Here is a 20,909-nt window from a genome sequence, read left to right as displayed (position 1 = left end):
CAGCTGGAGAAGCCCACTTGACCAGCCGAGCCCCGAAGCCCCCCGAAGCCCCCGCCCCGCAAGGCAGGACCCCATGGACCTGAACACCCTCACCACCCTCACCACCGGCGCCACCCTGCTGGCCTTCACCCTCGCCGTAGCGGGCCTGCACGCCTACGCCACCGGCCGCGCCCAGCAAGCCGCGCTGGCCGACCGCCTCTCCTACACCGGCCAGCTCCCCCCGCCCGGCCGCAGGCGCCGCTTCCGCGCCCTGGACCGCCGCATCCGCCGCACAAGGCCCGGCGCGGCCCTGGAACGCCGCCTCGTGGCGACCGGACTGGACGTCACCCCGGGCGAGTTCACGGCGTACGTCCTCGGCGGAGTGGCCGGCCTCTGGCTGATCGGACAGGCCGTCCTGGCCCCCTTCTTCGGCCCGCTGGCCGGCCTCCTGGCCGTCGGCATCGCGGTCCAGTTCCTCAACTGGCAGCGCCAGAAGCGCATCGAGCGCTTCATCAACCAACTCCCGGAACTGGCACGCATCTTGGCGAACGCCACCCAGGCGGGCCTGGCGCTGCGCACCGCGCTGGGCATGGCGGCGGAGGAGCTGGAGGCCCCGGCGGGCGAGGAACTGGCGAAGGTGGCAAGCCAGTTGGCGGTGGGCCAGTCCTTGGACGACGCCTTGGGTGAACTGGCGGAACGCCTCCCGTCCCGCGAACTCGTCGTCTTGGTAACCACGTTGGTCCTGTCCAACAAGGCGGGCGGCCAAGTGGTGGGCGCGCTGAGGAACTTGACCGAGACCTTGGAGGAACGCAAGGAGACGAGAAGGGAGATCCGCACCCAGCTCTCCCAAGTGAGCATGACCTCCTACGCCGTTCCCCTCCTGGGCGTCGGCTCGTTGTTCCTCATGAACGGCGTCAAGGACGGCGCCCTGGACCGCATGACGGAGTCACCGCTGGGCCAGGCGGCCGTACTGATCGCCTTCGCCCTGTACGCGATCGGCTTCGTCCTCATCCGCCGCATGTCGCGAATCGACGTATGAGAGGGGTGAGCTGACCGATGGCCTTGCTCCTGGCCTTCCTGATGGCGGCCTCCGTCTGGGGCGCCTTCACGGGAGTCCGCATGTACCGCGCGGACACGAAACTCCCCCCCGACCTGGCCCTGGCCCTGGAGGTCGGCTCGACCCGCACCGGCGCGGTCGACTCCCTCGTCGACCGCATGGGCATGCGCTACGCCCCCGCCGTCCTGCGCCTGATGGGCCCGGGCCAGGTCGCGAAGTACCGCCGCCGCATCGACCTGGCGGGCAACCCCGGCGGCCTGACGATCGACCGCTACGCGGCGCGCAGAGCGGTCTACGGCGCCCTGGGCGCGACCGGCGCCCTGGTCTTCCTCCTGCGCGGCGACTACGTGGTGGCCCTGCTGATGCTGGCCTTCGGCGCCCTGTGGACCGAGGTCGGCATCTGGGCGGCGATCCGCGTCCGCAAAGACGTCATCGAGCGAACTCTCCCTGATTTCCTGGACGTTCTGGCGGTCGTGGTGAGCGCGGGCCTCGGCTTCCGGCAGGCCCTGGACCGGGTCTCGACGCGGTACGAGGGCCCGTGGGCGGACGAGATCCGTATCACGCTGCGGCAGATGGACCTCGGGGTGAGCCGCCGCCAGGCCTTCGCGGAGCTGCGCCTGCGCAACGACTCCGAGCAAGTGGCCATGTTCGTCACGGCGTTGCAGCAGGGCGAGGAGCTGGGCGCGCCGATCGTGGAGACGCTGGTGGCGATCGCGAAGGACATGCGCCGCACCGACGCCCAGAACGCCCGCCGCAAAGCGGCCCGTGCCGTCCCGAGGGCCACCTTGATGATCACCACCTTCATGGTCCCGGCCACGATGCTCCTCCTGGGCGCGGGCCTGCTGCTGGGCTCGGGCACGGACTTCGGCACCATCACGGGGAAGTAGGGGAGATGGCGGCCGGGGAGTTCCTGGAGCCGGCGGCGGGGCGGACCGGACACCGTCCCCGGCGCCGGCTGACGCGAGCCCGAGGAGAGTTGCCCGACTTCCGGCCTAGGCGCCAACTGACGCGAGCCCAAAGCAAGTTGCCCACCCTCCGGCCCCTGTCCCACACCCCCCAGCCCCCCTCCCTCACCCTCCAGCTCAACGCCCTCCAGGCCCTGTCCCGCCAGGTCTTCGGCTTCCGGCTCGCGATGATCGCGCTAGCCGCCCCCTCCGCGCTCCTCAACGCCGCCCCCGGCCTGGGCGTCCGCCTCGTCGGCACGGCCGTCGTCGTCACCTTCATGGTGTCGTACGCCCTCCTGCGCGACTGGGACCGCTTCGGCCCGCTCCTCCTGCGGCACCCGGCGCTGCTCGCCGCAGACACGCTGCTCGGCTCGCTGCTGCTGGTGTCGGCGGGCCCGGACACCACGCTCGCGTACGTCAGCGTCTGCACACCCCTGCTGGCCGGGATCGCCTACGGCTGGCGGGCCGCCGCCTGTTTCGCCTCGCTGCAAGGCCTGATCCTCCTGCTGGCGCACGCGGTGCTGAACCCCCGCCCCGAAGCGGGCGTCGCCGAACGGCTGTTGCTGCCCGGCTTCTGCGTCAGCACCGGAGCCCTGGGTTCGGCCCTGCGCGGCCTCCTCCTCCGCTTCGGCACCGCCACCGAAGCCCTCACGTCAACGCGCGCCCGCCTGGCGGCGACAGAGGCGGTGGCAGCCGAACGCGCCCGCCTGGCACGGGAGATGCACGACTCCGTCACCAAGTCCCTGTACGGCGTCGCCCTCGCCGCCGAGGGCCTCGCCCGCACCGAGGACCCCGAAGCGGTGCGCGGCCAGGCGGAGTTGATCGGCCGGGCGGCACGGGAGGCGGCGGTGCGGGCACGGGAGCTGCTGACGGAGTTGCGCGAGGACGACGGCGCCGACATCGACGTACTCGGTGAACTCACCGCCCAGGCAACGGACTTCACGGCCCGCACTGGCCTCCCCGTGACGTGCCGGACCACCGGCGCGCAGACCGTCGTACCCCTCCCCCCGCACACGGCCCGCCAGTTGCTCACCATCGCGGCCGAGGCGATGGACAACGCGCACCGGCACGCGGGGGCGAGCCGGGTGGAGGTGCGCGCGGGGGTGGGGGAGGGGGAGGTGCTGCGGATCGCCGTGCGCGACGACGGCGAAGGGCTGGCACCCGGCCTCGGCCTCGGCGAGCTGCGCCGCACCGGCCGGTTCGGGCTGCTCGGGATGGCGGAGCGGGCGGCGGCGGTGGGGGCGCGGCTGGACATCGGCGGCGGCGCGGACGGCACCGAGGTGCTCATGGAACTTCAACTCGGGTCACAGCGAAGGAGGTTCGGATGAGCCCACCGGAAGAGGGCGCGCCGGCGGCGGAGAGCGCGCAGCTGGCTCCGGCGGCAGAGGGCGCGCAGGTGAAAGTGATCGTGGCCGACGACAACCCCGTCGTCCGCGCCGGCCTCACGGCGCTGCTGCGTACGCGGCCCGGCATCGTCGTCGCGGGGGAGGCGGCCGACGGGCGGGCGGCGTACGAGCTGGCCGAGGCGCACCGGCCCGATGTCGTCCTGCTCGACGTCCGGATGCCCGGCGTCGGCGGGCTCGCCGTGCTGCCCGCGCTCGCCCGGCTCGCGGCGGTGCTGATGCTGACCTACAGCGGTGAGCCGGAGACCGTGCGGGAGGCGCTGCGGCGGGGGGCGCGCGGGTATCTCGTGCACGGCGAGTTCGGGGTGGAGGAGCTGGTGGCGGCGGTGCGGGAGGTGGGCCGGGGGGCCGCGCACTTCACGCCCTCGGCGGCTGCCGCGGTGCTCGGAAGCTTTCATGGGAGTGCTACTGCACACACTGAAGAGGAACCTGACCCGCCATTTTCAGGCACTTTCGGCAAACCGCTTTCGCGAGTGCAACTGCTTGTGGGAGATTCTGTGCGGGACAAGGGGAGGTTCCGGCTCAGTGCGAGGGAGGCGGAGATCATGGACCTCATATCGTCGGGGCTGACGAATCAGCAGATCGCCGCCGCGTGCTTCATCAGCGAGAAGACCGTCAAGAACCACATCAACCGGATCTTCGCCAAGCTGCACAGCACCAGCCGCGCCGAGGCCGCCGCGAAGTGGCTGGGCACCGCGCCGCCGCCGGTACGGGGGGTGAGCTGACCGATGCGCGACCGGACTTGGGCCCGCCCTTGGGCCCACGGACCCTCGCCCGCCCCCGCCGCCGGGGCCTACGCTCCCGCGGGACACGGGGGCAGCGGCGCGGCGACCGGAGGACAGCGGCATGAGGAAACTGCGGGAGGACCGGGGGCAGACCGCGGTCGAGTATCTGGGGATCATCGCCGTGGTGGTGGCGATCGTGCTGGCGATCACGGGGACCGACCTCGGCAGCCAGATCTTCGACGCGATCAGCCAGAAGATCACGGACATCATCGGCGGCTGAGGCGGCGCCCGGGCAATGACATCGGGCAGGCCTTCCCCATCTACATCACGGTGGTGGCGGGCCTGCTCTTCCTCGCGTTCGCGTATCTCGCGGTCGGCCAGGCCGGCGTCAACCGGGGCGGCGCCCAGACCGCGGCCGACGCGGCGGCCCTCGCGGCCGGCCAGGAGACCCGCGACCAGCTCGCCGGGGACTGGGTGGACAACGTCCTCGACCCCGCCAAGTGGCAGGACATCTTCGACGGCGGCCCCTTCACCGACGGCTGCGGCCGCGCGGCCCGGCTCGCCGCCGCGAACGACGCCACCCTCGACGGCTGCCTCCGGGGCGTCCTGCGCTACACGGTCGACGTGACGACGAACAAGCCGGTCGGCGACTCCGTCGTCCCCGGCACCGAGAACCAGAAGGCGACGGCGCACGCCGTCGCCGTCGTCGTACCGAAGTGCACCTTCGAGCCGCTGCCGCCCGCGAGCCCGACGCCGGCCCCGACGCCCAGTCCCAGCGCGGACCCGGAACCCCCGGTCGTCCAGCTCCCGCAGCTCACCTGCGACGACGGCAGCAGCTGGACGCTGGATCCGCGCGACCTCAGCCGGCTCCCCGAGCCTCGGGACCTCTTCGACGTCCATCTGGCCGACTGAAGTCCACCACGACGAAGGAAGCAGAGGCATGAGCATTCGGTTCACCACGAAGGCCCGCAGGGGGGCGGTCGCCCTGGCCGCCGCCGTCGGTCTCGCCCTTGCGGCGGCCGGATGCAGCGACGGGGGCGGCGACGGCAAGAAGCCCGGCACATCGGCCTCCGCCTCCCAGGGCGGGTCGGGCACCGACACGCAGGAGGGCAAGGCGCAGACCCCGCTGGCCGAACTCCGGGGCGCGGACGGCCTCGTCCTCCAACTCATGTCGGCCCAGCGGGACGCCGGGGGCTTCGTCACCGTCAACGGCGTCCTCAAGAACGACGGCGCCAAGACCATCACCATCCCCGTGGCCCTGCGCGGCGACGAGACTGAGATCGTCCGGCACGGCAGGTCCCTCGGCGGCGCCACGCTGACCGACGCCAAGGGCAAGAAGCGGTACTACGTGCTGCGCGACACCGACGGCAGGCCGCTGACGACGACCGACCTGGGCCCGCTCAAGCCGGGCGAGACGCTGGCGGTCTACATGCAGTTCCCCGCGCCCCCCGCCACCACCACCGAAGTCACCTTCCAACTCCCCACCTTCGCCTCCGCCCCCCTCAAGATCTCCGGCTGAGGCCCGCCATGACCCGAACCCGCACCCTCGTCGCCGCGACCCTCCTGGTCCTCGCCCTCACCACCCCCGCCGCGAGGGCCGACGGCACCCCCGGCGTCCCCCCGGGCACCGAACCCTCCGCCGCCGCCCCCGTGAAGGTCGACCCCAACGACCCCGGCCTCAAACTCCCCCAGGGCGGCACCCTCGCGCCGGCGAAGGTCCTCGACATCAAGCAGGTCGTCGAGGACCAGACGGGCGACGAACGCCGCGAGGACACCAACGCGGACGTCACCTTCGCCCTCCAGGCCGAAGTCCTCTTCAGCAAGGACAGCGCGAAGATCGGTCCCGACGCGGCGGCCCGTATCGGAGCGATCGCGCAGGAGATCAGGAAACAGAACGCGACCCTGGTCCGGGTCTTCGGCTTCACCGACAACCTGGGCTCCTCGGCCCACGGCGACATCCTCTCCCGCCAGCGCGCCAACGCCGTACAGGCGATCCTCGACGACGACCTCAACGACCCCGGCATCACCTTCGACGTCCGCGGCTACGGCGAGCAGTACCCCATCGCCGACAACTCGACGGAGGCGGGCCGCAAGAAGAACAGGAGGGTGGAGGTCACGTTCCCGAAGACGGGGAGCTAGCTCACTTCGAGTGGTCGATGACGTTCCCGTCGGTGCAGTGGTTGAAGGTGTTCCCGTTCCACGCCCCGCCGACCGGCACCACGGCCAGCTCCTGGAAACACACGGCGGCAGCCGAGAAGTTCCAGTTGTTCGCGGCGTTCACACCGGCCCCGAAGCCGGAGTCGTCGTCGGCCTGCGCGGGCACGGCGGCGAGAACGAGGGCGGCGAGCGGCAGCACCACAAGAATGATCTTCTGCATGCGTACGACAACGAGCCCCCGGCCCCCGCGTCACGCCCCCAGGAGACGCCCGCCCTCCAGGAGACGCCCCCTTCAGCTGAGGTCCACCTCGACCCGTACCCCTTTCGCCACCCCCCACCCCGCCATCGCCCCCGCCTCCGCCTCCAGCACATGCCGTGCCCGCACCCTGGGCAACCCCAGCCGCCCCGGGGCCATCGTCCGCACCGCGAGCACCCTCAAGTCCCGTGACAGGTAAGCCACATCGATGGCCATCCGCATGCGGAAGGTGTGGATCCCGGACGCGGGGGACAGCAGCATGGCCCCCGCCACGGCGTCCCGCCCCAGCAAACCCTTGGTACGGGCCCGGTACGACGTGGCAATCTCCAAGGGCACCCGCGCACCCCCCGCCACGACCAGCACACCCCGCCCGTCCCGCCAGCGCTTCATGAACCCACCCCCAGTTCCATGCCCCACCCCTACCCGGACGGCCCCCATGCCCACCTTCGAAGACCTCCTCGCCGAAGGCGAATCCGCCCCCACCGAGGGCTGGGACTTCTCCTGGTTCGCGGGCCGCGCGACAGAGGCCCGCCCGAGCTGGGGCTACGCCACCTCCCTGGCCGCCCGCCTCCGGCACGCGACCACCGCACTGGACATCGAAACCGGCGGCGGAGAGGTCCTGGCCTTCGCTTTGGACAGGGCGGCAGCCGGAGCGGGCGGGGGCGAAGCGCGGTTGGGCGGGGCCGGAGTGCGAGAGGGTGGGGCCGGAGCGCGACCAGGCGGGGCCGAAGCCCGATCGGGCAGGGCCGAATCTCAAGCGGCCGGAGCCGAAGTGCGACCGGCCGGAGCCGGAGCCGGAGCCGGAGCCGGAGCCGGAGCCGGAGCCGGAGCCGGAGCCGGAGCCCGAGCGGCCCGAGCCCGAGCGGCCAGGGGCGAAGTCCGAACGGCCGGGGCCGAAAGCTTGCCGCGTCGGTCCGACCGTCGCCCACCCCGCACCCTCGCCACCGAACCCTGGCCCCCCAACGCGAGAAAAGCCGCAGCCCTCCTCACCCCCCGCCGCACCACGGTCATCCAGACCACCGCCCCCTACCCCTTCAAACCCGCGACCTTCGACCTGATCTCCAGCCGCCACCCCGTCACCCCGCACTGGCGGGAACTCTCCCGGCTCCTCACCCCCGGTGGCACCTACTTCGCGCAGCACGTCGGCTACCGTAGCGCCTTCGAACTCGTCGAGGAGTTCCTCGGCCCCCTCCCCCCGGACATCAGCCACGACCGCCACCCCGACACCGAGCGCGCGGCGGCGCAAGAGGCCGGCCTGGACGTCGTAGACCTCCGCGTCGAACGCCTCCGCATGGAGTTCCACGACATCGCCGCCGTCGTCCACTTCCTCCGCAAGGTCGTGTGGATGGTCCCGGACTTCACGGTCGCCCGGTACCGCCCCCAACTGCGCCGGCTGCACGACCGGATCACCGCCGAAGGCCCCTTCGTCGAGGCCCGCAAGCCCCTGGCCTGAGGCCTGCGCACGAATTGGCCGAGAACCGCCGTTCTCGCCGCATACTCTCCACAGGGTTTCCACATCGTTATCGCGAACAGGTCCCTCCACCCCCAGGCGTCACGTAAATTCGGCCAAGGTAATTCGCGCAAGCAAAGTTGCACCCCGTGGGCCGCGCAGTGGAGGGGGCTGCGCGGCCCCGCCCTCGTCAACCGAACGCCCGCCCCCGCCCTCACCCGTCAGGGCGACCCCCTCTTTCGGCCACGAAACCCCCGCGAACAGCCCCTCAGGGCCCCGTACGGCGTCGCCACCCAACTCCGGAGAGTAGTTGTGACGCGCTGATGCACGCAGCAGCCCTCACAAAGGGTTATGGTGGAAGCCCCCCCTCGGGCCGGTCCGTATCCCCCCCACGGACCGGCCCGTTTTTTCATGAGAGGGGTGGGTGCTTGGAAGCAGGGGCCGGGGGACCCGCCTAAGGGGCGCGGGGCCGTATCGATGTGCGGCTCCGCCGCGTGGGCGCGAGCACCCCCCACAGCCCGCACCCGCCAGCCCCAGATCCGCCCCCCACCCTCTGCGATCGGCCCAACTCCCAGTAGGGGTAAGCTCCGGCGCGGCGGGGACCGGACCTCAGAGGGGCTGACATTCACGTGAACCTGCGCGACAACCTGCGCGGCCTGCTGGTCAGGCTCTACGCACGCCGGGTGGAAGGCCACCTCGACCACACCCAGGTACCGGGCCACATCGGCGTCATCATGGACGGCAACCGCCGCTGGGCGAAAGCCTCCGGCTCCAGCCCCGTCCACGGCCACCGCGCCGGCGCCGAGAAGATGTCCGAGTTCCTCGGCTGGTGCGCGGAGACCGATGTGAAAGTCGTCACGTTCTGGCTGCTGTCCACGGACAACTTCGACCGCCCCGAGGAAGAGCTGGTCCCCCTCCTCGGCATCATCGAGGGAGTCGTCCGCACCCTCGCCGCCGACGGCCGCTGGCGGCTGCACCACGTCGGCACCAAGGACCTCCTCCCCGACCAGATGCAGCTCACGCTGAAAGAGGCCGAGGAGTCCACCGCGGACGTCGGCGGAATACTGGTCAACGTCGCGATCGGCTACGGCGGCCGGCAGGAGATCGCCGACGCCGTCCGCTCGATGCTGCACGACGCGGCCGACCGGGGCGTCTCCATGGACGACCTCGCCGAGTCCGTCGACATCGACATGATCGGCCGTCACCTCTACACCAGCGCCCAGCCCGACCCCGACCTCGTCATCCGCACCAGCGGCGAGCAGCGGCTGTCCGGTTTCATGCTGTGGCAGACGGCCCACTCCGAGTACTACTTCTGCGACGTGTTCTGGCCCGCGTTCCGCAAGGTCGACTTCCTGCGCGCGATGCGTGACTACGCCGCCCGCCACCGCCGTTTCGGCGGCTGACCCACGCCCACCTCGCAGGACACGCGCACCTCTTCACCACAGACGTAACAAGGAGTTCACCGGCACGCCGCGCTTTGCCGTGGCATGGCGGCGCAAATTAGAGGGCATAAGGCAAGCAGGTCGACACCCGACCCACGGGTGTCGGATCTCAGCGGACGGCACGGGGCCGTCCGCCCGGGAGGCCCTTTGCACCAGCCCGACCGTGCGGTCCACAGCACGGGAGAAGCAGTGGAGGGCCGGTCCTCGGCCCGTGCAAACGCGCCAACGACCGGTCCAGCTCCACTCCGTCGCTCCCCGACCTCATCCGAGGGGGTACGTCCTTCCGTGGTGACCAGCACGAAGCGCCACAAGTCCGACCGGCGCACCTATGTTCTCGACACCAGCGTCCTGCTGGCCGACCCGTCCGCGATGACCCGATTCGAGGAGCACGAAGTCGTGCTCCCCATCGTCGTGGTCACCGAACTGGAGGCCAAGCGGCACCATCCCGAACTCGGTTACTTCGCCCGGCAGGCCCTGCGCCTGCTGGACGACTACCGGGTCAAGCATGGCCGCCTCGACGCCCCCATCCCCATCGGGGAGCTGGGCGGCAGCATCCGTGTCGAGCTCAATCACTCGGACCCCAGCATCCTGCCCAGCGGCTACCGCCTGGGAGACAACGACACCCGCATCCTGGCGGTCGCCCGCAACCTCCAGGCCGAGGGGTACGACGTCACGGTCGTGTCGAAGGATCTGCCCCTGCGCATCAAGGCGTCCTCGGTCGGGCTCCTCGCCGAGGAGTACCGTGCCGAACTCGCCATCACGGACTCCTCCGGCTGGACCGGGATGTCCGAACTCGCGCTGCCCGGCGAGCAGGTGGACATCCTCTTCGAAGAGGGGCACATCTACGTCCCCGAGGCCGCCGAACTGCCCGTGCACACCGGGCTGACCATCCAGTCCGAGCGCGGCAAGGCGCTCGGCCGGATCACGCCCGAGGGAAACATCCGCCTCGTGCGCGGCGACCGGGAGGCGTTCGGCATCAAGGGCCGCAGCGCCGAGCAGCGCATCGCGCTCGACATCCTGCTCGACCCGGACGTCGGGATCGTCTCGATGGGCGGCCGGGCCGGCACCGGCAAGTCGGCGCTCGCGCTGTGCGCGGGACTCGAGGCGGTCCTGGAGCGCCGCCAGCACCAGAAGGTGATGGTCTTCCGGCCGCTGTACGCGGTCGGCGGCCAGGAGCTCGGCTATCTGCCGGGCACCGAGGCCGAGAAGATGAGCCCCTGGGCGCAGGCGGTCTTCGACACGCTGTCGGCCGTCACCAGCCGCGAGGTCATCGAGGAGGTCACCGCGCGCGGCATGCTGGAGGTGCTGCCCCTCACCCACATCCGGGGCCGCTCCCTGCACGACGCGTTCGTCATCGTGGACGAGGCCCAGTCCCTCGAGCGAAACGTTCTTCTCACGGTCCTCTCCCGGATCGGCGCCAACTCGCGGGTGGTCCTCACCCACGACGTGGCCCAGCGCGACAACCTCCGGGTCGGGCGCTACGACGGCGTCGTCGCCGTCGTCGAGAAGCTGAAGGGACATCCGCTCTTCGCCCACGTCACCCTCACCCGGTCCGAGAGGTCCCAGATCGCCGCCCTTGTGACTGAAATGCTGGAGGACGTCGGCATTTAGTGGCAAAGGGACCGGAAAGGTCCTTGAAAGAAAGCGAGTTGGCGTCGTCGCGCAAAGGCCGAGAGCCTAGCGGGGCGGCGCCGCTCTGTGTGCGGGAAACGCTGAAATCCCTTGCGCTCCAAGCGATGTGAGCTTTCACACGCAACTCGGAATTGCCACCCGGCGTCGGGTTACGGCAGAGTCTCGGTTCTGTCAGGCCCCGCATACGGCACTCCTGTACCACCAGAGGTACGGCACCACAAACTTCATAACGACGCCGTATGCCGCCCACTCTTCACGCGGTGCGCCCTCCTTCCAGGGAGCCGCCCGCCGGGCCCGCGCCTCCCGTGACCCACAGCGGAGGCCAGCGCCAGGGGCACGATCGCGTCCGTCAGGGTCACCTCAACCGGACGCTGCTGGAAGGAAACCGTGTGAGCCGGATCTCGGTCCGGGGGTTCGCAGTGGCCTCGGCCACCGCGGTCACCGCCGTCGGAAGCGTCGTCGGCGTTGCCTCGGGCAGCGTCGCGCAGACCAACGACGCGGCGGACGCCCCGCAGACGAAGGCCGACGACCTCACGCTTCTCGCGGACCTCCCCGCGGGCGCGCAGGCGCAGGTCCAGACCGCTTCCCTGACGCAGCAGGCCGCCTACCAGGCCATGGCCGCCGACGAGAGCGCGAAGAAGGACGCCGAGGCCGCCGCCCGCAAGGCCGCCGCCGAGACCGCCATCGCGAAGAAGGAGGCCGCCGAGGAGGCGGCCAAGGAGAAGGCGGCGGCCGAGGCCAAGGAGAAGGCCGCCAAGGCCGCGGCCACGGGCGACTTCCCGGTCCAGAGCTCCTACACGATCGACCAGATCCAGTCGATGGCCCGCCAGATGGTCGCCGCCGGCCAGTGGCAGTGCTTCAGCAACATCGTCAACCACGAGTCGAGCTGGAACTACCGCGCCGTCAACGCCTCCTCCGGTGCCTACGGCCTCTTCCAGGCGCTGCCCGGCTCGAAGATGTCGTCCGTCGGCTCCGACTGGCAGACCAACCCGGCCACGCAGATCAAGTGGGGCCTGAACTACATGAACGAGCGCTACGGCAGCCCGTGCGACGCCTGGTCGTTCTGGCAGGCCAACAACTGGTACTGAGCCGGACTCCGGCCCCGCTCAACCTCTCCGAGCCCCTCCCCGTCCTAAGGGAAGGGGCTCGACCCCTGTACGGTCTGCATCAAGCCGACTCCCAGGGAGGAGTGGTGGGCAAAGACGGGGGAAGAGGACGGGTACGGATCATGTCGCGAGTGCCAGGGTGGCTCGGCAGAGTCGGAGCCAGGCTGACCGAGATGGGCGAGCGGCTCGACGAGCGGCGCGCCGAGGTCGAGCGGGACGGCGGCGTCCTCGACGAACATCCCCCGCCTGCTGAGAAGACCGGGAAGACCGAGAAGGCCGTGCGGGCGTCCGCCCCCGCCGCCCCGGCCCCCGCTCCCGCCCAACTCCAGTCCCCCCGCCCGTCGTTGCCGTCCCCCGTGCGCCCCGACCCCGCCCAGGCCGTTCCCTGGGGAGTGCGGGTCGCCGCCGAGGCCGGCTGGCGGCTGCTCGTCCTCGCCGGGACCGTCTGGGTCCTCATGCGGGTCATCAGCGCCGTCCAGCTCGTCGTCCTCGCCTTCGTCGTCGCCCTCCTCATCACCGCCCTGCTGGAGCCCGCCGTCGCGCTGCTGCGCCGCCGGGGTGTGCCGCGCGGGCCCGCGACCGCTCTTACCGCGATCTTCGGGTTCGTCATCATCGGGCTGCTCGGCTGGTTCGTGACCTGGCAGGTCATGGAGAACATCGACGACCTGTCCAACCAGATCCAGTCCGGCATCGACGATCTGCGCCGCTGGCTGCTCGACAGCCCCTTCCACGTCACCGACAAGCAGATCAACGCGATCGCCAAGAACCTCCGCGAGGCCGTCGGCAACAACACCGACTCCATCACGTCGGTGGGCCTGGAGGGCGTGACGGTCGTGGTGGAGGCCCTGACCGGCCTGCTCCTGGCGGCCTTCTCGACCCTGTTCCTGCTGTACGACGGCCGCCGCATCTGGGAGTGGACCCTCAAGCTCGTCCCCGCCGCCGCCCGCGAAGGCGTCGCCGGCGCGGGCCCGCGCGCGTGGGCGACCCTCACGGCCTACGTCCGGGGCACGGTCATGGTGGCCCTCATCGACGCCATCTTCATCGGCCTGGGCATCTACTTCCTCGACGTCCCCATGGCCGTCCCGCTGGCCGTCTTCATCTTCCTGTTCTCTTTCATCCCGCTGGTCGGCGCGGTCGCCTCCGGCGCGCTGGCGGTGGTGGTCGCGCTGGTGACGCAGGGCGTCTTCACCGCCGTCATGACCCTGGCGGTCGTCCTGGCGGTCCAGCAGATCGAGGGCCACATCCTCCAGCCGTTCATCCTCGGCCGCGCGGTCCGCGTCCACCCGCTGGCGGTGATCCTGTCGGTCGCGTGCGGGGGGATGATCGCGGGTATCGGGGGAGCGGTGGTGGCGGTGCCGCTGGTGGCGGTGACGAACACGGTGGTGGGGTATCTGCGGGGGTACGCGGCGGAGCGGGATGAACTCGCGGACGCTCGGCACCAGTTCGGCGAGGGCGCGCGAAATCCAGCCCGTCCGGCGTGTGAGGACGAGGCCGTTCAGGCCGAAGGGGGGCCTGGGGGCGCAGCCCCCAGGAGTGAGGCCGACGCGAGCGCCGAAAACCCCGCCCACACGGAGTGAGCGGGGTCCCTGGACTGACAGCGCCTACTCGAACTCGGCCAGCACCGCTTCCGCGTCCAGCGTCACGCCGACCGCCTGGATGACCGAGGCGATCTTGAACGCCTCCTGGATCACCTCGCGGTCGACTCCCGCCTTCCGCAGGACCTGTTCGTGCGAGTCGAGGCACATGCCGCAGCCGTTGATCGCGGAGACCGCGAACGACCACAGCTCGAAGTCGACCTTGTCGACACCGGGGTTGCCGATGACGTTCATCCGCAGCCCGGCCCGCAGGGTGCCGTACTCGTGGTCCGAGAGCAGGTGCCGGGTGCGGTAGAAGACGTTGTTCATCGCCATCACCGCGGCGGCCGACTTGGCCGCCTTGTACGCCTCGGGCGAGAGCATCTCCCGTGCCTGCGGGGCGAGTTCACGCAGGACGAGCGGCGAGCGCGAGGCGATGGCCGTCACGAGGACCGTCCCCCACAGCTGCTGCGCGGGCAGCTCGGAGTTGCCGATGACCGAACCCAGGTTGAGCTTCAGGTCCTTGGCGTAGTCCGGTATCGCGGACTTGAGGCTGTCGAGCGACAAGGTCACTCACCCGCCAGGAGCTTGGCCGGGTCGAGGGTGTCCTCGCCCTTGGTCCAGTTGCAGGGGCACAGCTCGTCGGTCTGGAGCGCGTCGAGGACCCGCAGGACCTCCTTGGGGTTACGGCCGACCGAGCCGGCGGTCACCATGGAGAACTGGATCTCGTTGTTCTGGTCGACGATGAACACCGCGCGCTTGGCGAAGCCGTCCTCGCCCTCGATGCCGAGGTCGCGCATCAGCTCGTGCCGGGAGTCGGCCATCATCGGGAACGGCAGGTCGCGCAGGTCGGCGTGGTCCTTGCGCCAGGCGTGGTGGACGAACTCCGAGTCCCCGGAGAAGCCGAGCACCTGCGCGTCACGGTCGGCGAACTCCTCGTTCAGCTTGCCGAACGCGGCGATCTCGGTGGGGCACACGAAGGTGAAGTCCTTGGGCCACGCGAAGACCACTTTCCAACCTTCATAGGTCTTGTGAGTGATCGTCTCGAACTCCCTGCCCTTCTCCAGCGAGACACAGGCGGTCAGTTCGAACTCGGGGAACTTGTCACCGACAGTGAGCACTAGCGCTCCTTGCATCGAGGTTGCAGCGAGAACACGTCCGGATCGCGGACGTATCCCGGGGGTTGGACGATGCAGATGCTCGCACAAGGTGCATTGATTACGGAAATAGCTACACTCGGACGTGTTGATCGGAGGTAGCTATCAGTGACCGTGAGTAATACGGGGGCCAGGAGAAAGCCGCCCAGTCTGGCCCAGCTGCGGGCCTTCGCCGCCGTCGCGGAGCATCTGCACTTCCGCGACGCCGCGGCGGCCATCGGCATGAGCCAGCCCGCCCTCTCGGGCGCCGTCGCCGCCCTGGAGGAGACCCTGGGGCTGACCCTGCTGGAGCGTACGACGCGCAAAGTGCTGCTCTCCCCGGCCGGCGAGCGCATCGCCGTGCGGGCCAGGGCGGTGCTCGCGGAGGTCGGGGCGCTCCTTGAGGAGGCGGAGGCGGTGCGGGCGCCGTTCACCGGGGCGCTGCGGCTCGGCGTGATCCCGACGGTCGCGCCGTATCTGCTGCCGACGGTCATCGACCTCGTCCACGACCGCTGGCCCGCGCTCGAACTCCAGGTGCACGAGGAACAGACGTCGAGCCTGCTGGACGGGCTCGCCGCCGGACGCCTCGACCTGCTGCTGCTCGCCGTGCCCCTCGGGGTGCCCGGGGTGGTCGAACTCCCTTTGTTCGACGAGGACTTCGTGCTCGTCACTCCGCTCGGCCACCCCCTCGGCGGCCAACAGGGCATCCCCCGCGAGGCGTTGAAGGGGCTGACGCTGCTCCTCCTCGACGAGGGGCACTGCCTGCGGGACCAGGCGCTCGACATCTGCCGCGAGGCCGGCCGGGAGGACGCCCCGGTCACCACCACGGCCGCCGGCCTGTCCACCCTCGTCCAGCTGGTCGCGGGCGGCCTCGGCTGCACCCTGCTGCCCCGCACGGCCGTCACGGTGGAGACCGCCCGCAACCCCCACCTCCAGACCGGCTCCTTCACCGCCCCGGCCCCCTCCCGCCGCATCGCCCTCGCAGCCCGCACCGGAGCGGCACGGGCGGCGGAGCACACGGAACTGGCGGCGGCCCTGAGGAAGGCGCTACGGCCGTTGCCGGTACGGGTGTTGGGGGCGTGAGCGCCAAGGGGGCGTTGCGGTAAGGGCGTTCGCGGCAAGGGGCCCCAACTCGCCCGCACCGGGCCCTGCTCGGTAGCGCCCGCCCCTACTCCGTGCGCAGCCCGTCCGGCCGGAGCAGCCGCAGCAGCGGCGGCAGGCTCAGCAGCGTCACCAGCAGGACGACGCCCGCCCCGATCCCGGTCATCGCCGCGACCGCGTTCCAGTCCACGCGGATCGTCGCGCCGGTCATGCCGAGCAGCACCGCGCCCAGTCCCGTGCCGATCCCGGCGGCCAGCACCAGGCCCAGGCTGACCGGGATCGCCGTCTGCCACAGCACCGACAGGCTCAGCGTGCGCCGCCGGGTGCCGAAGGCGACCAGCGACGACAGCAGCCGGCGCCGCTCGCGCAGCTGCTCCAGCTGGGTGACGAGCAGGCTCGCGCCGATCAGGCCCAGGACACAGGCCGCGCCGATCAAGAGGCCGGTGCGGATCGACGTGTACTTCTCGGCCCGCTCGGTGGTCCGCCACACCATCGGCTGGTTCAGCGGATCGATCCGGGCGGCGGTGTTCAGCGCCCGCTCGAAGGCGTCCGGCACCGACTTGTCCAGCGAGAGGTAGACGCTGCCGGTGAGCGACCGCCCGGCGCCCTCGGGCAGCGCCTTCGGCGTCATCAGCACGCCGCCGCGCAGGTTGCCGGTCGGATCGTCGGCCGCCTCGGCGTGCCGCAGCCCCGCGGGGACGGTCCAGGTCGCCTCGGGGGCGTCGTCCGCGTCCGGCGAGAAGTACGTCCGGGTGCCCGGCCTGACCAGCTGCGCGGTGTCGGGGTCCGGGTCGCCCGCGGCGTCCAGGACGAACACGTCACCGTCCCGGCACGTGGTGATCCGCGCCACCTCGCGCAGGCTCACGCAGTCGCCCACCGTCACCCGGGCGCCCAGGATCGCGCCCTCGAAGCTCGCGTCGCGGAAGGACCGCTCGCCGATATAGCCCTCGGACAGCCCGACGACGTGCCGCACCCCCGGCGTCGCCGCCAACTGCCGCTGCGTCTCGGAGAGTTGCCGGTAGGACGAGGAGTCCACCTGGAGTTGCGCGCGCCGCAGATCCTGGCCGGTGGCCTTGGTGTAGTCGCCCTCCAGGCCGGTGAACAGCATCTGGAGCGCGATCGCCCCGGCCACCGCGACCGCGACCCCGTTGACCATCCGGGCGGCCGTACCGCTGCTCAACTGGAGCCTGCGCACGGCGAGTTGCCAGGCCACCCCGCCCTGTCCGAGGCGGGCGACGGCCGTCTCCACCAGCCAGGGCAGCAGGGCCGTGACGCCGATCAGCAGCAGGACGACACCGCCGCTGGTCAGGTACTCGTTGAAGGTGCCGCCCGAGCGGCCCTGCCCGATCATCGGGTACAGCATCGCGAGCCCCGCCAGCGGCAGCACCAGCCGCCACCACAGCCGGCGCCGCGCCGGCCGCGCCGTACGGACCACGCCCAGCGGCTCGATGACCACCCCGCGCAGCGCCAGCAGCGTCACCCCGACCGCCGCCGCCGGGACCGTCACCGCCACCAACAGGGCGAGCAGCGGTGAGGGGTTGAGGTAGCTGGGGAACACGCTGTACCCCAACAGCTCGATCGAGCCCGCGATCTGACGGCCGATCAGGAAGAAGCCGGTGCCCAGCACCAGCCCCAGCAGCGCGCCCGCCAGCGCCTCGCCCGCCGCGATCCGCCGGGCCATCCGGCCGTCCGCGCCGACCAGCCTGAGCGCCGCGAGCCGCCGGTCGCGCCGCTCCCCGCCGATCCGCACGGCCGCCGCGACGAACACCGCGACCGGCATCAACAGCACCACGATCACGAGCAGGTTGAGCAGCATCAGCACCGGGTCGGAGGCCTCGGAGCTCTCCTCGACGATCTTCCCGCCGCCGTCGCGCAGCGGCTTGCCGAACGCGTCGAGCCGGGTCACCTCCGTGCCGTGGACCTTCGGCGCGAGCCCCGACGCCGTGGCGTAGTAGGCGAGTTCGTGCGAGCCGATCAGCCCCTGCTCCCCGATCGTCCCCGCCACCGCGTACGGCAGCCGCTCCCGCAGCAGCCGCCCCCCGGCGGAGTCCAGCAGCTCCTTCAGCCGCGGTGAGACGACCATCTCCCCGAGCGTCGGATACGCCGAAACCCCGGGCGGCAGCGGGGCTTTGGCCCCCTCGGGCTCCACGAGCCGCCCGCGCACCGGCTCCGAGCGGAACGTGGTGTCCGCCTTGGCGACGATCACCGTCGCGTCCGACTTCGGCGTCGGGTGCACGGCGAAGTCGTAGGAGTAGTCCCGGCGCGCCTCCTCCCGCTGATGGCGCACCTCCAGCGCGTTCGGGAGCGCCGTCGTCAGCAGCAGCAGCGCCACCCCGAGCCCCACCCCGACGGCTGTCAGCCCGGCCCGCAGCCACCCCTCGCGCCCCCCGGCGAACGCGAACCGCATCCCGAGCCCGAGGTCACGGACCCACCCCCTCATGCGATCCGCTCCATGTCCCGCGACTTCCCGTCGCGCACGACGATCTCGCGGTCCGACCAGGCGGCGACCCGCGCCTCGTGCGTGACGAGGACGACTGCCGCGTTCGCCGAGCGGGCGGCCTCCGTCAGCAGCTCCATCACCCGTTCCCCGTTCAGCGAGTCCAGGGCGCCGGTCGGCTCGTCCGCGAACACCACCTTCGGCGCGGTCACCAACGCCCGTGCCACCGCGACGCGTTGGCCCTGACCGCCGGAGACCTCCCCGGGCCGCTTCCCGCCGATGCCGTCGACCTCAAGGCGCTCCATCCAGCCCAGCGCGGCGCGTTCGGCCTCCTTGCGGGAGGTGCCGTTCAGCCGCAGCGGCAGCGCCACGTTCTCCACGCACGTCAGCTCCGGGACCAGCTGCCCGAACTGGAAGACGAACCCGAACTCCGAGCGGCGCAGGGCCGAGCGGCGGGCGTCGTTCATGGTGGCCATCTCCTGGCCGTCGTAGCGGATCGAGCCCGAGTCCGGGGTCACGATCCCCGCGAGGCAGTGCAGCAGCGTCGACTTGCCGGAGCCCGAGGGGCCCATCACGGCGACCACCTCGCCCGGGTGGATCGAGAAACCGGCGCCGTCCAGGGCGAGCGTCGGGCCGTACGCCTTGCGGACGTCCTCGGCGACGAGCAGGGAGCCTGCGGGGGCGCTCACTCGGCCACCGCCTGACGGAGCTTCTCCAGGCGGGCCGCGGTGAGTTCGAGCCAGCGCAGGTCGGCCTCCAGGTGGAACAGGGCGTGGTCGCAGATCAGCTGGTCCGCGAGGTCGCCCTTGCGTTTGCGGTCGGTGAGGATGCGCATGCCGCGCAGGTGCTCCGCGCGCTGCGCGTCGAGGATGTCGCCCGCGTCGCGGTGCGTCAGCAGCGCGAGGACGACCTTCGTGTAGAGCGTCGACTGGAGGTAGGGCTCCGGCTTCTCCGGGGTCGCGAGCCAGCGGGCGACGTCCGTGACGCCGGCGTCGGTGATCGCGTACCGCTTGCGCTCGGGGCCGTCGCCGGACTCGACGCCGTCGACCTCCACGAGGCCGTTCTTCAGCAGCCGCGACATCGTCGAATAGACCTGGCCGTAGTGGAGCGGCCGGTCCTGACCGAACTTCTCGTCGAAGGCCCGCTTCAGGTCGTAGCCGTGCCGGGGGCCGGACTCAAGGAGTCCCAGAAGGGTGTGACCGATGGACATGGGCAGGACTATACGCAAGGTGTATACGCGGTGTGTATAGAGCCTGTGTCACTGTTCTGTGACAGGCGGGCGGCCCCGGCGGGGGAGGGGCCCGGTGTCCTTGGGGAGGCGGCCCGCGTCCTTCAGGGCCTGCCGCAGCAGGAACTCGATCTGGGCGTTCGCCGACCGCAGTTCGTCCCCGGCCCAGCGCGCGAGGGCGTCGTGCACGGCCGGGTCCAGCCGCAGCAGCACCTGCTTGCGCTGCGGCCGGCCCTTGGGGGCTGCCCCCTCGGAAGGATCCGTCACTGGTAGAGGGTCCCGGTGTTCAGCACCGGCTGCGGGGCGCGGTCCCCGCACAGGACCACCATCAGATTCGACACCATCGCCGCCTTGCGCTCCTCGTCCAGTTCCACGATGCCCTGCTCCGAGATGCGGGCCAGCGCCGCCTCGACCATCCCCACGGCCCCGTCCACGATCTCCCGCCGCGCCGCGACCACCGCGCCCGCCTGCTGCCGCTGGAGCATCGCGGAGGCGATCTCCGGCGCGTACGCGAGGTGCGTGAAGCGGGACTCGATGATCTGCACCCCGGCCGCCGCGACCCGCGCGTGCAGTTCGGCGGCGAGCTTCTCGGTGATCTCCTCGGCGCTGCCGCGCAGCGAGAGGCCGTCCGCGTCATGGGCGTCGTAGGGGTACTCGATCGCGATGTGGCGCACGGCCGCCTCGGTCTGGGTGGAGACGAACTCCATGAAGTCGTCGACCTCGAAGGTGGCCTGCGCGGTGTCGCGGACCTTCCATACCACGACCGCCGCCAGCTCGATCGGGTTGCCGTACGCGTCGTTGACCTTCAGCACGGCCGTCTCGTGGTTGCGCACCCGGGTGGAGATCTTCTGCCGCGAGGTGAAGGGGTTCACCCAGCGCAGTCCCTCCTCCCGGATCGTCCCCCGGTAGCGCCCGAAGAGCTGCACGACCCGGGTGTCGCCCGGCGCGACCGTGTTCAGCCCGCACAGCGAGACGAACGCGGCCAGGGCGAGGAGGATGCCGCCGGTGATCAGTACGGCCTTGCCGGCGGTGGCGGTCACGGCCGTCGAGGCGGCGACGATCGCCGCGACGCCCGCGAGGAGCCCGCCGAGCCCGCCGAGCAGCGCGAGCCCGCCGCCGACGCTGTGCGCCGGGAACTCCTTGATGGGATTTGTCTGTTCGGTCATGGGTCGTCCCCCGTGAGTCACTGTCTATCGCTAGCTTTGGTCTAGCTAAGTGATAGCACTTTATGCCTGTGAGCCGCCACCCTCTTTTCGGTCCCACGGCAACCCCAAAACCCCCC

Annotated in this window: 23 protein-coding genes and 1 pseudogene; 15 read left to right on the top strand and 9 right to left on the bottom strand. The window is 71.2% G+C overall.

Features of this window, described 5'->3' with window-relative positions; all coding sequences use genetic code 11:
• The first annotated feature begins 73 nt into the window (after window positions 1–73).
• The 8 genes from ACYUD3_RS14795 to ACYUD3_RS14760 all read left to right on the top strand — a co-directional run bounded on the left by ACYUD3_RS14795 (window position 74) and on the right by ACYUD3_RS14760 (window position 6,247).
• Window positions 74–1,018, top strand: coding sequence for a type II secretion system F family protein (locus ACYUD3_RS14795; protein WP_470969172.1), 945 nt, complete (start codon window positions 74–76; stop codon window positions 1,016–1,018).
• A gap of 17 nt (window positions 1,019–1,035) precedes the next feature.
• Entirely contained in the window at window positions 1,036–1,923 is an 888-nt protein-coding gene (locus ACYUD3_RS14790) for a DUF5936 domain-containing protein (protein WP_470969170.1), read from the top strand.
• 5 nt (window positions 1,924–1,928) lie between these two features.
• Window positions 1,929–3,308, top strand: a complete 1,380-nt coding sequence (locus ACYUD3_RS14785; RefSeq protein ID WP_470969168.1) for a sensor histidine kinase — start codon at window positions 1,929–1,931, stop codon at window positions 3,306–3,308.
• Window positions 3,305–4,108, top strand: a complete 804-nt coding sequence (locus ACYUD3_RS14780; RefSeq protein ID WP_470969165.1) for a response regulator — start codon at window positions 3,305–3,307, stop codon at window positions 4,106–4,108. Before ACYUD3_RS14785 ends, ACYUD3_RS14780 begins: the two co-directional genes overlap by 4 nt.
• 121 nt (window positions 4,109–4,229) lie before the next feature.
• Window positions 4,230–4,388: a Flp family type IVb pilin gene (locus tag ACYUD3_RS14775; RefSeq protein ID WP_470969795.1), complete on the top strand. Its 159-nt coding sequence runs from the start codon at window positions 4,230–4,232 to the stop codon at window positions 4,386–4,388.
• Window positions 4,385–5,020 (top strand): pilus assembly protein TadG-related protein, encoded by a 636-nt coding sequence (locus tag ACYUD3_RS14770; protein WP_470969792.1) that lies wholly within the window; start codon window positions 4,385–4,387, stop codon window positions 5,018–5,020. Before ACYUD3_RS14775 ends, ACYUD3_RS14770 begins: the two co-directional genes overlap by 4 nt.
• 28 nt (window positions 5,021–5,048) lie before the next feature.
• Window positions 5,049–5,627, top strand: coding sequence for a hypothetical protein (locus ACYUD3_RS14765; protein ID WP_470969163.1), 579 nt, complete (start codon window positions 5,049–5,051; stop codon window positions 5,625–5,627).
• A gap of 8 nt (window positions 5,628–5,635) precedes the next feature.
• The gene (locus tag ACYUD3_RS14760; RefSeq protein ID WP_470969160.1) at window positions 5,636–6,247 is read left to right on the top strand and encodes an OmpA family protein; all 612 of its coding nucleotides are present in this window, start codon (window positions 5,636–5,638) and stop codon (window positions 6,245–6,247) included.
• 1 nt (window position 6,248) lies between these two features.
• On the opposite strand, the gene ACYUD3_RS14755 is transcribed toward ACYUD3_RS14760, so the two are convergent.
• Window positions 6,249–6,485: a hypothetical protein gene (locus tag ACYUD3_RS14755; RefSeq protein ID WP_470969159.1), complete on the bottom strand. Its 237-nt coding sequence runs from the start codon at window positions 6,483–6,485 to the stop codon at window positions 6,249–6,251.
• Window positions 6,486–6,557: 72 nt separating this feature from the next.
• A complete protein-coding gene (locus tag ACYUD3_RS14750) occupies window positions 6,558–6,911 on the bottom strand; it encodes a DUF192 domain-containing protein (RefSeq protein WP_470969157.1) in 354 nt (117 codons plus the stop codon).
• A 46-nt stretch (window positions 6,912–6,957) separates the two neighbouring features.
• On the opposite strand from ACYUD3_RS14750, the pseudogene ACYUD3_RS14745 reads away from it, so the two are divergent.
• The 6 genes and pseudogenes from ACYUD3_RS14745 to ACYUD3_RS14720 form a co-directional block, all read left to right on the top strand.
• Window positions 6,958–7,167 (top strand): annotated as a pseudogene (locus ACYUD3_RS14745) (SAM-dependent methyltransferase); the annotation flags it as partial.
• A gap of 126 nt (window positions 7,168–7,293) precedes the next feature.
• Window positions 7,294–7,974: an SAM-dependent methyltransferase gene (locus ACYUD3_RS14740; protein WP_470969790.1), complete on the top strand. Its 681-nt coding sequence runs from the start codon at window positions 7,294–7,296 to the stop codon at window positions 7,972–7,974.
• Window positions 7,975–8,600: 626 nt separating this feature from the next.
• Window positions 8,601–9,374, top strand: a complete 774-nt coding sequence (locus ACYUD3_RS14735) for an isoprenyl transferase (protein ID WP_470969154.1) — start codon at window positions 8,601–8,603, stop codon at window positions 9,372–9,374.
• A 324-nt stretch (window positions 9,375–9,698) separates the two neighbouring features.
• Window positions 9,699–11,024: a PhoH family protein gene (locus ACYUD3_RS14730; protein ID WP_470969152.1), complete on the top strand. Its 1,326-nt coding sequence runs from the start codon at window positions 9,699–9,701 to the stop codon at window positions 11,022–11,024.
• A gap of 410 nt (window positions 11,025–11,434) precedes the next feature.
• Window positions 11,435–12,133 carry an aggregation-promoting factor C-terminal-like domain-containing protein gene (locus tag ACYUD3_RS14725; protein ID WP_470969150.1) on the top strand — a complete coding sequence of 233 codons (699 nt, stop codon included), beginning with the start codon at window positions 11,435–11,437 and terminating at the stop codon, window positions 12,131–12,133.
• A 140-nt stretch (window positions 12,134–12,273) separates the two neighbouring features.
• On the top strand, window positions 12,274–13,728 hold the full coding sequence (locus ACYUD3_RS14720; RefSeq protein ID WP_470969147.1) for an AI-2E family transporter: 1,455 nt from the start codon (window positions 12,274–12,276) through the stop codon (window positions 13,726–13,728).
• A 24-nt stretch (window positions 13,729–13,752) separates the two neighbouring features.
• Here ACYUD3_RS14720 and ACYUD3_RS14715 read toward each other — a convergent pair whose 3' ends face one another.
• Both ACYUD3_RS14715 and ACYUD3_RS14710 read right to left on the bottom strand, forming a co-directional pair.
• Window positions 13,753–14,292 (bottom strand): alkyl hydroperoxide reductase, encoded by a 540-nt coding sequence (locus ACYUD3_RS14715; protein ID WP_470969145.1) that lies wholly within the window; start codon window positions 14,290–14,292, stop codon window positions 13,753–13,755.
• Between the two features lie 2 nt (window positions 14,293–14,294).
• The gene (locus tag ACYUD3_RS14710; protein ID WP_470969143.1) at window positions 14,295–14,846 is read right to left on the bottom strand and encodes a peroxiredoxin; all 552 of its coding nucleotides are present in this window, start codon (window positions 14,844–14,846) and stop codon (window positions 14,295–14,297) included.
• A 144-nt stretch (window positions 14,847–14,990) separates the two neighbouring features.
• On the opposite strand from ACYUD3_RS14710, the gene ACYUD3_RS14705 reads away from it, so the two are divergent.
• The gene (locus ACYUD3_RS14705) at window positions 14,991–15,944 is read left to right on the top strand and encodes a LysR substrate-binding domain-containing protein (protein WP_470969140.1); all 954 of its coding nucleotides are present in this window, start codon (window positions 14,991–14,993) and stop codon (window positions 15,942–15,944) included.
• A gap of 85 nt (window positions 15,945–16,029) precedes the next feature.
• On the opposite strand, the gene ACYUD3_RS14700 is transcribed toward ACYUD3_RS14705, so the two are convergent.
• The 5 genes from ACYUD3_RS14700 to ACYUD3_RS14680 are packed head-to-tail and all read right to left on the bottom strand — an operon-like array spanning window position 16,030 to window position 20,793.
• On the bottom strand, window positions 16,030–18,402 hold the full coding sequence (locus ACYUD3_RS14700; RefSeq protein WP_470969137.1) for an ABC transporter permease: 2,373 nt from the start codon (window positions 18,400–18,402) through the stop codon (window positions 16,030–16,032).
• Window positions 18,399–19,088 carry an ABC transporter ATP-binding protein gene (locus ACYUD3_RS14695; protein ID WP_470969135.1) on the bottom strand — a complete coding sequence of 230 codons (690 nt, stop codon included), beginning with the start codon at window positions 19,086–19,088 and terminating at the stop codon, window positions 18,399–18,401. Before ACYUD3_RS14695 ends, ACYUD3_RS14700 begins: the two co-directional genes overlap by 4 nt.
• Window positions 19,085–19,609, bottom strand: coding sequence for a PadR family transcriptional regulator (locus ACYUD3_RS14690; RefSeq protein WP_470969132.1), 525 nt, complete (start codon window positions 19,607–19,609; stop codon window positions 19,085–19,087). The genes ACYUD3_RS14695 and ACYUD3_RS14690 overlap by 4 nt, the downstream gene beginning before the upstream one ends.
• A gap of 48 nt (window positions 19,610–19,657) precedes the next feature.
• The gene (locus ACYUD3_RS14685) at window positions 19,658–19,894 is read right to left on the bottom strand and encodes a type II toxin-antitoxin system antitoxin (RefSeq protein ID WP_470969130.1); all 237 of its coding nucleotides are present in this window, start codon (window positions 19,892–19,894) and stop codon (window positions 19,658–19,660) included.
• Window positions 19,891–20,793, bottom strand: a complete 903-nt coding sequence (locus ACYUD3_RS14680) for an SPFH domain-containing protein (RefSeq protein ID WP_470969128.1) — start codon at window positions 20,791–20,793, stop codon at window positions 19,891–19,893. Before ACYUD3_RS14680 ends, ACYUD3_RS14685 begins: the two co-directional genes overlap by 4 nt.
• Window positions 20,794–20,909: the final 116 nt, after the last annotated feature.

The organism is Streptomyces sp. AMJ-169 (genome assembly GCF_055597585.1).
The sequence above is the reverse complement of the archived record's forward strand: the minus strand, read 5'-3'. Positions and strand labels throughout refer to the sequence as shown.

Coding starts and splice junctions, on each gene's coding strand:
- ACYUD3_RS14795 (WP_470969172.1), top strand. CDS start 74: ATGGACCTGAACACCCTCACCACCCTCACCACCGGCGCCACCCTGCTG.
- ACYUD3_RS14790 (WP_470969170.1), top strand. CDS start 1,036: ATGGCCTTGCTCCTGGCCTTCCTGATGGCGGCCTCCGTCTGGGGCGCC.
- ACYUD3_RS14785 (WP_470969168.1), top strand. CDS start 1,929: ATGGCGGCCGGGGAGTTCCTGGAGCCGGCGGCGGGGCGGACCGGACAC.
- ACYUD3_RS14780 (WP_470969165.1), top strand. CDS start 3,305: ATGAGCCCACCGGAAGAGGGCGCGCCGGCGGCGGAGAGCGCGCAGCTG.
- ACYUD3_RS14775 (WP_470969795.1), top strand. CDS start 4,230: ATGAGGAAACTGCGGGAGGACCGGGGGCAGACCGCGGTCGAGTATCTG.
- ACYUD3_RS14765 (WP_470969163.1), top strand. CDS start 5,049: ATGAGCATTCGGTTCACCACGAAGGCCCGCAGGGGGGCGGTCGCCCTG.
- ACYUD3_RS14760 (WP_470969160.1), top strand. CDS start 5,636: ATGACCCGAACCCGCACCCTCGTCGCCGCGACCCTCCTGGTCCTCGCC.
- ACYUD3_RS14755 (WP_470969159.1), bottom strand. CDS start 6,485: ATGCAGAAGATCATTCTTGTGGTGCTGCCGCTCGCCGCCCTCGTTCTC.
- ACYUD3_RS14750 (WP_470969157.1), bottom strand. CDS start 6,911: ATGAAGCGCTGGCGGGACGGGCGGGGTGTGCTGGTCGTGGCGGGGGGT.
- ACYUD3_RS14720 (WP_470969147.1), top strand. CDS start 12,274: ATGTCGCGAGTGCCAGGGTGGCTCGGCAGAGTCGGAGCCAGGCTGACC.
- ACYUD3_RS14700 (WP_470969137.1), bottom strand. CDS start 18,402: ATGAGGGGGTGGGTCCGTGACCTCGGGCTCGGGATGCGGTTCGCGTTC.
- ACYUD3_RS14690 (WP_470969132.1), bottom strand. CDS start 19,609: ATGTCCATCGGTCACACCCTTCTGGGACTCCTTGAGTCCGGCCCCCGG.
- ACYUD3_RS14680 (WP_470969128.1), bottom strand. CDS start 20,793: ATGACCGAACAGACAAATCCCATCAAGGAGTTCCCGGCGCACAGCGTC.